We start from the raw sequence: 11879 nt of genomic DNA on the forward strand, positions 1-11879 counted from the left end.
GGACTTCGCCACACAATGGCTATGGACTTACAACAACGACCGCCCGAACATGGGCATAGGCGGCATCACACCCGCCCAGAAACTGAAAACGGCCGCCTAAGTTCTACAAATGCACCCCGTCAAAAATGGGGGGATTACCCACGCACCATAGGATCACGCGGCAATGAAACTTCTATTGCGCGGTATTCTGCTCAGTTGATTGCTGACATGAAGTTACCAGAAAAGCTGTCAAGTCGTTGTGCCAGATTAGTGTCGTATGTTGCGGCACAAAACGAGGTCTCACTCAGAGATGTAGGAAAAGTATTTTCACAAATTGCACTCCTTCCAAAAGTGGTCTTTGAGAAGAACTGGCTCGGCGGTTGGACCGACATACTCTGCGTTCTTCTCGTGAGTTCCGTTGTGGATCCAAGGCTTCATAAGAAACTCATCTTTTCAAACGCCTCTGTTGACGAGATTCGTGGATTTCTTGGAGCATCGAAAGCCAAAACCACAGAACGGATTCAAGATGATTACAACACGCTCTACGATCATAACTTAACATTTTGGTTAGTAACCATTCTATATACTTGTGGATCAGATTCAGTGGCAGAGAACAAAGATTTTCCGTCGTGGAGGAGTGAAATCGGCAAGCAGTTTGAGGAATATGGATCGCCGGGAGAGCCCAAGAGGATTCCTTCCCAAATCCAGAAAGACTGGGTGGACGTCTTCAGAATTTAAGCGCAATCCTTGGTATTTTCTCAGTCAGCGCGTTCAGCCATATCGCTTAAATCGACGGTCATTTTCTTATCCTCGGCCCGATGTCATATGTCCCCTACAACAACCCCTCCGCCCCGAAATGCCGCGGAAAGAACGCCATGGCGGCGGCGTGGACGGTTTGCAGCGCCTCGGTTGCAGAGTAGGGCTCGCGGGTGGAGATCATGTCGACCCAGACGCCTTCGGTCGTGACGCGCAGGACGCGCGAGATCAGAATGGGGTCGCCGGGGTAGCGGCCTTCGGCCAGCAAGGCTGTGCAGATGTCCTCCAGTTTGGTGATGTAGAGCCGGTCATTGTCGCCACATTTGTCTTGGTAGAGCGGGCGGGATTGCGCCTCGCCCCAGAACGACAACCATGCGGACAGGCGGGCTGGGGTGCAGACGGCGGGGACGAAATCGGCGCGGATCAGGGCGTCAAGTTGATGGGCGGGGGATGGTCCGGCGGCTTCTAGCGCGGCGTCCCAATTTTGGCGGTATTCGTCGGACAGATAGCCGAGGGTTTCTGCCAGAAGCGCGTCTTTGGTCTGAAAATGGAAGTTCACCAAGCCATGCGAGATGCCTGCCTTGCGCGCCACATCGGTGAGGGTGGTGCGGGCGTAGCCCTGTTCGGCCAGCACGTCGATGGTGGCCTCAATCACTTGGGCGCGGCGGGTTTCGCGCGACAGTTTGCGTGGCGGGGGAATCGTGGGTGCGTGGTTCATGGCGCTTTCTTAGCTGAAATACCGCTTTTGATATGCTACAGATATTCTGATTGACAGACCAGTCAGAATCTTGCGAGCATGCGGAAACAGCAATGGTTTGCCATGACTCAGGTCTCGCTTCTGCCTTCGCCACGTCTGGAGTTCTGCCCTGCGACGCTTCCGGCGGCGGTCTATGCTGATGCGGAGTGGTACGGGCGCGAGATGGCAACGGTGTTCGCGCAGAACTGGATTTGCGTCGGGCGGCTGGAGGATTTTGGCCGCGGTATGATGCGGCGGGTGCAGGTGGGTGCGGCGGACGTGATCGTGTGCCGGGCGGCGGAGGGGGACGTTTCGGCGTATCACAATACCTGTCGGCATCGCGGGTCGGAGTTGTGTCGGGAGGCGGTGCAGCCGTTGGGCAAGCTGATCCGCTGCCCCTATCATGCCTTTGCCTATGCGTCGGATAGCGGGCGGTTGGTGGCGACGGGTCATGCGGTGCCGACGGCGGATTTTGATCGGGCTGCGCATGGCTTGTTGCCGGTGGCTTGGCGGGTTTGGGCTGGGTTTTTGTTTCTGAATACGGGCGAGGCCCCGCGCGATCTGGTGGCGGATGTGGATTTGGATGTGCTGGCGCATTGGCCGATGCAGGGGCTGGTGACGGGGCATGTCTGGCGGACCGAGATTGCCTGTAACTGGAAGGTGTTCTGGGAGAACTACTCGGAATGTCTGCATTGTCCGGGGATTCACCTGGAATTGTGCGATCTGGTGCCGATCTATCGGCAGGGGATTATGGCGGCATCGGAGGCTGTGGGTTGGGCGGGGGAAGTGCCTTCGGGGAACCTGAAGCTGGGGGCGGAAAGTTGGACTGCTGACGGGGCGGCGTGTGGGCCGGTATTTGCGGGGCTGACGGAAGCGGAGCGGGCGGCGGGCTATCAGTTCGTCACGTTCTGGCCGACGGCTTATGTGGTGGCGCATGTCGATCATGTGCGCTCGGTGCGGATCGTGCCGCTGGGGCCGCTCAGGACGGCGTTGGTGGTGGAGTGGTATTTCTCGCCCGAAACCATGGCGCAGCCGGGGTTTGATGCGGCGGCGGTCGCCGAATTTGCCAAGATCGTGCTGCGGCAGGATGGCGAGGCGGCAGAGATGAACCAGCGGGGGATGCTATCGCCCGCTTATCGCGGTGGCACGTTGATGCCCGAGGAATATGAGATTCACCGCTTTCAGCAATGGCTTTTACAAGAAATGGAGGTCGCCCGATGACCCAGCATGATGCAGCCAGCCTGACGATACCGAATGATTGGGATCGTCGCGGGCTTCCGGCCTGGACCTATCATTCCGAGGCGATGTTTGCGCTGGAGCGTGAGCGGCTGTTCCTGACGCATTGGCAGGTCGTCGGGCATGTCAATGATGTGGCCAACCCCGGCGATTGGCTGGCGTTTGACCTGTTGGGCGAGCGCGCGGTGGTGATGCGGGGTCAGGATGGCGTGGTACGGGCGTTTCACAACCTGTGCCGCCATCGTGGCGCACGGGTGGTGAATGGCGAGAAGGGGCATTGCAAGGGCGCGCTGGTCTGCCCGTTTCATGGCTGGGTTTATAATCTGGATGGGTCGCTGCGCGGGGCGGCACAGCCTTCCAGCTTTGGTAGCTTGGATCGGACGCAGTTTGGCTTGAAGCCGATTGAGATGGAGGTTTTCCACGGCTTTATCTTCATCCGGTTTTTCGCAGGGCCGCAGCCCGCGGTGGCCGAAATGCTCGCGCCCTATGCCGCCGATTTCGCGGGCTATCGTAGTGAGGGCGTACAGCCCTTGGACATGCCGCATTGGGCGACGGAACTGCCGGTGAATTGGAAATCGGTGCGCGACGTTGATAATGAGGGCTATCATGTGCCGATGGCGCATCCGGCGTTGCAGGATCTTTATGGCCGCACCTACCGCGATCTGCATCTGGATGGCGGGCTTAATGTGTCGATTGGCAGCTTTGGCGATGCCCCGGCGCGGCGCTGGTCGGTGAAGATGTATCTGGCGATCACTGAGCGGCAGCACTGGCTGCCCGAGCACCTACAAACCACTTGGACCTATTACGGGCTGTTTCCGAATGCTGTGTTCGCCTTCACGCCCGAGTCAGTGCAGTTTTATCAGGAAATCCCGATTTCACCAGGCAAGACTCGGGTGACGGGGCGGATTTACTGCCAGCCTGATGAGTCTCGGCGTATGCGTGCGGCGCGGTATTTGGCGTATCGGATTGACCGCGATACCTCGGCCGAAGATCAGCAACTGTCGATCTGGTCGAACGAATCGATGCTGTCCACCGCGTTTGAGGGCTTTCATCTGTCGGACCTCGAGTATGGGCTGAAGCGGCACCATGACAATCTGCGGGCGCTGATGCCGGTGATGACTTTGCCTGTGGCCCCGCCGGAAGCGGAAATCGCGGCACGCAATGACGAATTGATTTGCCAGTCAAAATCGCAGGGCTAACCTGCATGAAAACCATAAAATCAGGGAGACGGCCATGACACTGACACGGCGCCACGCGCTTGGACTGCTTGCCGGCACTTTGGCCGCGCCCTATGCCCGTCCGTCTTGGGCGCAGGCGACGACGGTGAATGTCTACAACTGGTCGGATTACATCGGCGAGACGACGCTGGCGGATTTTGAGACGGAAACCGGGGTCGGGGTGGTTTACGACCTTTACGCCTCGGCGGAAGAGATGCAGGCCAAGATGCTGGCGGGGTCTACGGGATACGATGTGGTGATTATGTCGAGCCTGAAGCTGGCAAGTTTCATCACCGCCGGGGTGTACCAAAAGCCTGATCGCGCCAAGCTGACCAACTGGGCCAATCTGGACCCGGCGATTTTGAAAATCGTTGAAGGCTTTGATCCGGGCAACCAATATGGCGTGCCGTATATGTGGGGCTCGGTCGGCTTTACATTCAACATGGACATGGTGAAGGAACGGCTGCCCGGAGTGGATTTGTCGGACATGGGAGTGCTGCTGAACCCCGAAAACGCGGCTAAACTGGCCGATTGCGGGATTTCCCTGCTGGATAGCCCGACAGATTTTGGCTTCATGGTGCTCAGCTATTTAGGGCTAGATGCCAGCACTGCGCGCGCGCCGGAATATCGCAAGATGGCGGATGCGGTGGCGCCGATCCGGCAATATGTCTCCACGTTTGACAATGCAAACTACCTGAACACATTGCCCAATGGCGAGATTTGTATGGCGAACACTTGGTCGGGTGACTACGGCGTGGCGAAAACGCGGGCGGCTGAGGCGGGGATAAAGATTGACCTGCAATACTTCGTGCCGAAAACGGGTGCGCCCGCTTGGTTTGACAACTGGTGCATCCCGACAGACGCACCGAATGTCGAAGGCGCACATAAGTTTATTGATTATCTGCTGCGCCCGGATGTGATTGCGGCCTGCACCAATTTCACTGGCTATGCCAATGCCAACCAAGCCGCGACGGCCTTGGTTGATCCGGCAATCACCGGCGACCCAGCGGTTTACCCTGATGCTGAAACCTTGAAACGCCTCTATACGCCTGCGCCGCAATCCGAGGAGCAGGATCGCGAGATCACTCGGATCTGGGCCGAGATCAAGGCGGGTTAAGGTGGCTGATCCGTTCATCCGTATCGACAATGTGTCGAAGAAATTCGGTACGTTTCAGGCCGTACAAGATGTGTCTCTGACTGTGGCACAGGGCGAGATTTTCTCGCTTCTGGGCGGGTCGGGCTGTGGAAAAACCACGTTACTGCGGATGCTGGCGGGGTTTGAAGAACCCAGCGCAGGCAGCATTTTCATTGACGGACAGGATATGGCGGGCGTTCCCCCATGGCAACGCCCGGTGCATATGATGTTCCAAAGCTATGCCTTGTTCCCGCATATGAGTGTTGAAAAGAACGTAGGCTACGGGCTGAAGCACGAAGATATGACGGCAGCGACGCGCAAAGCGCGGGTGGCCGAGATGCTGGAACTCGTGCAGTTGACGCCGTTCGGGCATCGCAAGCCGCATCAGATTTCTGGCGGGCAGCGGCAAAGGGTGGCCTTGGCGCGGGCCTTGGCGCGGCAGCCGAAGCTGTTGCTGCTGGATGAGCCTCTGGCGGCATTGGACAAGAAGCTGCGCGAGCATACCCAGTTTGAGCTGATGTCTATTCAGGAGCGCACCGGCGTGACCTTCATCGTCGTGACGCATGATCAGGAAGAAGCGATGACGCTTTCCGACCGGATCGCGGTGATGGACAAAGGGCGGGTCAAGCAGGTCGGCGCGCCGACTGAGGTGTACGAATACCCGAACTCAAAGTTTGTGGCGGGGTTTATCGGCTCGATCACCGCCTTTCCGTCCAAGGTTTCGGCTGTGGTGGGCGATGTGGCGACAGTGCAGGTGGCGGCGTTTCAGGGGGAAGTGCAGGCGCGGTCGGTGCCGGGGCTGAGCGTTGGGCAAGAGGTGACTTTGGCGGTGCGGCCTGAGAAACTGGTGATCAGTCAGGCAAGACCCGAGGGCGCGAATGTGATTGCGGGGCAGGTCAAGGATTTGGCCTATTTCGGCAAAGACAGCCTTTATCGCATCACCTTGCCGTCGGGCGAGTTGATCTCCGTCCATTCGGTCAATGCGGGGCGTTCTTCGGGCGGACGACCCGATTGGGACGACCAAGTTTACCTCAGTTTCGCGCCCAGCGCCGCAATTTTGCTGGTGGAATGATGCGCAACCGGATCGCGCATTGGCTACAGGGCCGCGGCTATCGCGGCGTGATCATTGGGCTGCCCTATCTCTGGCTGCTGCTGTTTTTCTTCATCCCGTTCTGTCTGGTGTTGGCGATTTCCTTTGGCAGCCGCACTCCCACGGCGCCCCCTTTCGGCTATGGCGGCGAGCATCCGTGGATCAGCTTTGTCGGCTATGCGCGGCTGTTCCAAGATGATCTCTATCTCCGGGCGTTTCTGGTCTCATTGAGCAACGCGGCGACGGCGACGGTGTTGTGTCTGTTGCTGGGTTATCCGATGTCGCTGGCGCTGACACGGGTGTCGGCAAGCTGGCGCAACATATTGCTAATGCTGGTTATTTTGCCGTTCTGGACCTCATTCCTTTTGCGGGTTTATGCGTGGATGGGGCTGATGGGCAAGAATTCTTGGTTCAATGGCCTGCTGACCGATGCCTATAACCTGCTGACCCCGGCAAGCTGGGCGATCACTTCGGTGCCGATGATGCACAGCAACTTCGCGGTGGTTCTGGTGATGGTCTACACCTACCTGCCGTTCATGATCCTGCCTTTGTATGCCAATCTGGAGCGGCTTGACCCCGTGCTGGATGAAGCCGCGATGGACCTTGGCTCGCGCCCGTTCCGGGTGTTTCTGGACGTGACCTTGCCGCAAAGTATTCCGGGGATCATTGCGGGGGCGATGCTGGTGTTCATTCCGGCTGCGGGCGAGTTGGTTATTCCGACATTGGTGGGTGATGCATCCAGCCCGATGATCGGGCGGGTGATTGCGGATGAGTTTTCCTCGGCCTCGGACTGGCCAATGGCGGCTTCGGTGGCGATTGTGCTGCTGTTGCTGATGGTGGGGCCGATGATGCTGTATACGCATTATCAAGGACGCGCCGAAGCGGGGGAGGAGCCATGAGACGCCGCCCGGTTTTCCTGATCACCGTGATGTGCTTTGGCTTTGCGTTCTTCTACATCCCGATCCTGTCGATGATGGTTTATTCGTTCAACGGATCGCGGTTGGCGACGGTCTGGGGTGGGTTTTCGACGAAGTGGTATGTGTCGCTTTTGTCGAACAAGCAGGTCGGCGCGGCATTGTTGTTGTCGCTGAAGATCGCGGTAACCTCAGCCACGGCGGCGACCATTTTGGGCACTATGGCGGGAATCACCCTCGCGCGGTTCCGGCGGTTCAAGGGCCGGACCTTATTCTCAGGCTTGGTCACGGCACCGCTGATCATGCCCGAGGTGATCACGGGAATCTCGTCCCTGATGCTGTTCATTCTGATGGCGAAGTTCCTCGGTTGGCCGTCTTCGCGTGGCTTCGCCACGGTGACTTTGGCGCATATCACCTTTTCGATGGTGTTCGTGACGACGATTATCCAGTCGCGGATGCTACAAGCCGACCGGGCGATTGAGGAAGCCGCGATGGATTTGGGGTCGAAGCCTTGGGCGGTGTTGTTCGATGTGACGCTGCCGGTGATCTTTCCGGCGATCCTGTCGGGGTGGCTGCTGGCGTTTACCATTTCGCTGGACGATGTTGTAATTACGTCCTTCACTACCGGGCCGGGCAACACCACCTTGCCGCTGTTGATCTGGTCGAAGGTCAAGCTGGGGGTGACGCCGGATATCAATGCTTTGGCGACTTTGACGGTGCTGGTGGTCGGCGTGGGCGTGGCGTTGGCGGGGTATCTGTTGAACCGATCCGAGAAGCGGCGCGATGCGGATGCGCGCTTGGCGTATCGTGACAATGACTGAAGGGGTGCATATTCCGCTGGGTCTGCCGGGATCGGGGCGGCAGCGCTATGCGGCAGCGATGACTTTGTATCAGGCGGGGGTAATTTCAGAGGCAGCGCTGGAGGTTTATCGGATATGCTCGCCTTTAGATTGCCAAGATCCGCTGGCCTTGCTGCGCGAGCGGGCGCTGGATGTACCGCCGGGGGAGCACCATGACTGAGACTTTGATTTACAACGCCCGCATCCGCACAATGGACCCTGCCTGTCCAATGGCAGAAGCCATCTTGCTGCGTGACGGGCTTGTGGTGGCGCTGGGCGATGCGGCGGAACTCATCGCGCGGGCTGGCGCGCGGCGGATTGATGCTGGCGGGCGGCTCGTGTTGCCGGGGTTTCAGGACGCGCATATTCATCTGCTGAATGGCGGCACCGATCTGATGGAAACCGCACAGCTTTATGATTGCGTGACGCTGGCAGAAATTCAGGCGGTGATGACAGATCATGCTAAATCGCAAAGCGGTCCGATGATCTGGGGTGCGGGCTGGCAGTGCGGCTTCTTTGGTGACCACAATCTGACGCGGGAGTGTCTTGATGCGGTGGTGCCTGATCGGCCCTGCCTGATCTACGATGGCAATTTTCACAACGCCTGTTTGAACTCGGCCGCTTTGGCGATGATCGGCGTGGGGGCGGATACGCCTGACCCGCAGAACGGCCATATCGTGCGCGATGCGCGTGGGGTGGCGACGGGTATGCTGCATGAAGAGGCGATAAACTGGGCGACGTCCCGGCTGCCGCAGACGGGCGACGATGTGCGGCGGCAGGGGCTGCGGGCCGGGCAGGCTTTGGCCAACAAGCACGGCGTCACAGGGGTGATTGATCCGTGGATTCTCGATCATCACGCGCGGATTTACAGCGGGGCGCTTGAGCACGATGCGTTGACGCTGCGGGTGGCGGGGGCTTGTCTGGTGACGGCAGCGGATACGGTCGAGACGATGATGTCCCGGTTGCGCAGCCTGCGCGCGACGCATGGCGGCCAAGATTTCCACCTGAACGCCGCGAAGTTTTTCCTCGATGGCGGGCTGGAGAACCGCACGGCGGCGATGCTGGCACCCTATGCTGATACGGCGGGCGGCAATGCACCGCTGATGTTCCCGCAAGATCAGATCGACGCTTTGTTCACCGCGCTGGATGCGGAACGGTTTCAGATTCATGTGCATTGCATTGGCGATGCGGCCACCCATGCGGCGCTGAACGGATTTGCGGCGGCGCGGGCTGCGAATGGGGATTGGCCCTCGCTGCACCAGATTGCGCATTGTCAGGTGGTGGACCCCGCCGATTTCAAGCGCTTCGCCGCGTTGGGGGTGATGGCGAATTTGCAGCCTTTGTGGGCCTGCAATGACCCGATCATCCCGGATGAAACCATGCTGATGATCGGCGCGGCGCGTGCGGCGCAGACCTATGCGTTCCGGTCACTGATCGACGCGGGTGCGCCCTATTGCATCAACTCGGATTGGGCGGTGACGACGTTGAACCCGTTTGAGATCATCGGCACGGCGGTGACGCGCGAACCGCCACGGGCGCGGGGTGTGGCGGAGCCGTTCTTCCCGGATCAGCGCTTGACGGTGACCGAGGCGGTTTTGGGCTATACCACCTATGCCGCTGCGGCATGCTGGCGCGGGCACTATACCGGGGCGTTGAAGCCGGGATATTCTGCCGATCTGATCGTGCTGGATCGCGATATTTTTAGCGTTCATCCCTATGCTATTGCTGAAACGCGCGTGCTGATGACGCTGTTCAAAGGCAGCGAAGTTTACCGCGCGCCCTACTTTTTCAACTGAAAGGCTGCTGAGATGACACTGACTATGAAACCGATGGAAGCGGGCGACCGCCGGATTGCCAATATCCACACCGCGAAGTTTGAGGAATTTGTCTACCCCGATGGTCTAGCACTGGGCGATGCGATCTTGCAGCATGACACGGATTTACCGCTGGGCACCGGCTTTCACGTCTACCGGATGCCAGCGGGGATGACGACGCGCAGCCATCGCCACATGGGGCATGAGCAGTTCCTGATCCTTGAGGGCGAGTTGATTGAAAGTGACGGCACGGTGTTTCGCGCTGGCGATCTGGTGTTTTACCGCGACGGCACCGAGCATAATTCGCATACCCCGAACGGCTGCCTGCTGGCGGTGCATATCGCGGGGCCGGAAACGCCACTGGAGTAGACTTACGTTCGGCGCGCCATCAGCCAGACGAAGAACAGCCCGCCCACAAGACCCGTGACGATGCCAATCGGCACATCCTCGGGGGCCATGACGATGCGGGCGGTGGTGTCGGCCCATGTCAAGAAAATCGCGCCGAACAGGGCGGAAAGCGGCAGTACGCGGGCGTTGTCGCCGCCGACGATCAGGCGCACCAAATGCGGCATCATCAGGCCGACAAAGCCGATGATGCCGGAGAAGGCCACCATGACTCCGGTGATCAAAGCGCCTGCAACAAAGACTGACAGCCGAAAGCGGCCGATGGGGATGCCGAGGGAACTTGCAGTTTCGTCGCCCAAGCTCATCGCGTTCAGGTCGGCCGCGCGGTGCCAGAGCCAGAGGCCGGCGGGGATCAGCACGGCCAGCGGGACCAACAGGTGCGGCCATTGCGCAAGGCCAAGGCCGCCCAGCATCCAAAACACGACGGTGTGGGTGGCGCGGGGATCGCCGAGGAAGATCAATATGTTCGCCCCCGCCATGATGATGAAGCTAACGGCAACACCTGCTAAGACGAGGCGGTCGGCTGAGGTGGCACGGGCGAATTGGGCGATGCCGAGGACGAGGGCAGTGGCAGCGAGCGCCCCGGCAAAGGCCAGCAGCGGGACGGTTAGCAGGCCGAGAAACATCCCGGTGTGCATCAATGCCAGGATGGCCCCGAACGCGCCGCCCGACGAGATGCCCAGCAAATGCGGGTCGGCGAGCGGGTTGCGGGTGACGGCTTGCAGCGCGGCCCCGGTCAGGCCGAGACCTGCACCGACCAATGCTGCGAGGATGGCGCGGGGAAAGCGGATGTCCCAGACGATGGCCTCACGGCCTTGGCTCCAAGTGACGGGCACGGTGTCGGGAGCGAGGTGATTGATCGCCACGCCCCAGACGGTGGACAGTGGGATCGGCACAGCGCCGATGGAAACGGCCAGCAGGATAGACAGCAGCAACGCGCCCAAGCCCACCAGCACAAACACGGTGCGGCGTGATAGACGCCACGCATTTGTGGCGGTGGTGGTTTGCGTAAGATCAGCCATTGTCCTGCCCTTCAAAGCCGTTCGCGCCGAGTGTTTTTTCCCGGCGCGTGGCAAATCGCTATTGCGCCGCGAAATCCGCGACGAGCTTTTCCACCGCTTTGATATTGCGCGGACCGGGGGTGGCCTCGACATATTCCAGCACGACGAAGCGGTTGTTTTTCACCGCGTCGATGCTGGCGAAAGCCGGGTTGCCCTTCATAAACGCGATCTTCTGTTCTGCGGTGACGTCGCCATAATTAACGATGACGATGACCTGCGGGTTACGCTCGACCACAGGCTCCCACGCCACAGTGGCCCAGCTTTTATCCAGATCATCCATGATGTTGACGCCCCCAGCGGCTTCAATCAGCGCGGTGGGCATGGCGTATTTGCCTGCGGTGAACGGGGTATCCTCGCCGCTGTCATAGACGAAAACCCGCAGCGGGTTGGCGAGGTCGACGCCTGAGGTAACCTCGGCCAAGCGCGCCTTGTAGCCTGTGACCAGAGCTTTCGCCTTGTCCTCTACGCCGAAGATCAAGCCAAGGTTCAGGATGTCGTTATACATATCATCCATGCTGATTTTCGCCTTCGCACCAACGAAAATGCAGCTTTCGGTTAATACCAACGGCCATTGTTTCTGACTCTGAGGGGATTCCCAAAGCGTTCAGATTCTGATTCTCTTGTTCCGACGGCAGGGAGGATCGAATGGCAATCGAGGTCACGCGGAAGGAATTGACGGCGGCGGAGCTGCGGGCGG

Annotated in this window: 13 protein-coding genes and 1 pseudogene; 10 read left to right on the forward strand and 4 right to left on the reverse strand. The window is 59.5% G+C overall.

Translation table 11 applies throughout. The annotated features are described in order from the left end of the window. The coding region (locus Q7V03_RS13915; RefSeq protein WP_304926208.1) for a hypothetical protein at window positions 1–717 on the forward strand (717 nt) is incomplete at its 5' end. A gap of 94 nt (window positions 718–811) precedes the next feature. Here Q7V03_RS13915 and Q7V03_RS13920 read toward each other — a convergent pair. Then, window positions 812–1453 carry a TetR/AcrR family transcriptional regulator gene (locus tag Q7V03_RS13920; RefSeq protein ID WP_304926196.1) on the reverse strand — a complete coding sequence of 214 codons (642 nt, stop codon included), beginning with the start codon at window positions 1451–1453 and terminating at the stop codon, window positions 812–814. A 78-nt stretch (window positions 1454–1531) separates the two neighbouring features. Here Q7V03_RS13920 and Q7V03_RS13925 point away from each other — a divergent pair, with 78 nt between their 5' ends. Genes Q7V03_RS13925 through Q7V03_RS13965 form a run of 9 tightly spaced genes read left to right on the forward strand, consistent with a single transcriptional unit; the run spans window position 1532 to window position 10085 of the window. Further along, window positions 1532–2692: an aromatic ring-hydroxylating dioxygenase subunit alpha gene (locus Q7V03_RS13925; protein ID WP_304926197.1), complete on the forward strand. Its 1161-nt coding sequence runs from the start codon at window positions 1532–1534 to the stop codon at window positions 2690–2692. Next, a complete protein-coding gene (locus Q7V03_RS13930; RefSeq protein WP_304926198.1) occupies window positions 2689–3906 on the forward strand; it encodes an aromatic ring-hydroxylating dioxygenase subunit alpha in 1218 nt (405 codons plus the stop codon). Before Q7V03_RS13925 ends, Q7V03_RS13930 begins: the two co-directional genes overlap by 4 nt. Before the next feature lie 34 nt (window positions 3907–3940). Then, window positions 3941–5041 (forward strand): polyamine ABC transporter substrate-binding protein, encoded by a 1101-nt coding sequence (locus Q7V03_RS13935; RefSeq protein WP_304926199.1) that lies wholly within the window; start codon window positions 3941–3943, stop codon window positions 5039–5041. A 1-nt stretch (window position 5042) separates the two neighbouring features. Continuing rightward, entirely contained in the window at window positions 5043–6131 is a 1089-nt protein-coding gene (locus tag Q7V03_RS13940; protein WP_304926200.1) for an ABC transporter ATP-binding protein, read from the forward strand. Next, window positions 6131–7048: an ABC transporter permease gene (locus tag Q7V03_RS13945; protein ID WP_304926201.1), complete on the forward strand. Its 918-nt coding sequence runs from the start codon at window positions 6131–6133 to the stop codon at window positions 7046–7048. The genes Q7V03_RS13940 and Q7V03_RS13945 overlap by 1 nt, the downstream gene beginning before the upstream one ends. Further along, window positions 7045–7884, forward strand: a complete 840-nt coding sequence (locus tag Q7V03_RS13950; RefSeq protein ID WP_304926202.1) for an ABC transporter permease subunit — start codon at window positions 7045–7047, stop codon at window positions 7882–7884. The genes Q7V03_RS13945 and Q7V03_RS13950 overlap by 4 nt, the downstream gene beginning before the upstream one ends. Continuing rightward, entirely contained in the window at window positions 7877–8083 is a 207-nt protein-coding gene (locus Q7V03_RS13955; protein ID WP_304926203.1) for a hypothetical protein, read from the forward strand. Before Q7V03_RS13950 ends, Q7V03_RS13955 begins: the two co-directional genes overlap by 8 nt. Beyond that, window positions 8076–9698: an amidohydrolase gene (locus tag Q7V03_RS13960; RefSeq protein WP_304926204.1), complete on the forward strand. Its 1623-nt coding sequence runs from the start codon at window positions 8076–8078 to the stop codon at window positions 9696–9698. The genes Q7V03_RS13955 and Q7V03_RS13960 overlap by 8 nt, the downstream gene beginning before the upstream one ends. A 12-nt stretch (window positions 9699–9710) precedes the next feature. Next, the gene (locus tag Q7V03_RS13965) at window positions 9711–10085 is read left to right on the forward strand and encodes a cupin domain-containing protein (RefSeq protein ID WP_304926205.1); all 375 of its coding nucleotides are present in this window, start codon (window positions 9711–9713) and stop codon (window positions 10083–10085) included. A gap of 2 nt (window positions 10086–10087) precedes the next feature. Here the strand turns inward: Q7V03_RS13965 and Q7V03_RS13970 are convergent, their stop codons facing one another. From Q7V03_RS13970 to Q7V03_RS13980, 3 genes and pseudogenes are all read right to left on the reverse strand, one after another. Then, on the reverse strand, window positions 10088–11143 hold the full coding sequence (locus tag Q7V03_RS13970; RefSeq protein ID WP_304926206.1) for an iron ABC transporter permease: 1056 nt from the start codon (window positions 11141–11143) through the stop codon (window positions 10088–10090). A 58-nt stretch (window positions 11144–11201) separates the two neighbouring features. Further along, window positions 11202–11741, reverse strand: a pseudogene (locus Q7V03_RS13975) (ABC transporter substrate-binding protein); the annotation flags it as partial. Next, window positions 11689–11879: hypothetical protein (locus Q7V03_RS13980; protein WP_304926207.1), on the reverse strand; the 191-nt coding region annotated here is incomplete at its 5' end. The pseudogene Q7V03_RS13975 and the gene Q7V03_RS13980, both read right to left, overlap by 53 nt.

It is taken from the genome of Cypionkella sp. (genome assembly GCF_030652235.1).
Taxonomy (GTDB): domain Bacteria; phylum Pseudomonadota; class Alphaproteobacteria; order Rhodobacterales; family Rhodobacteraceae; genus Cypionkella.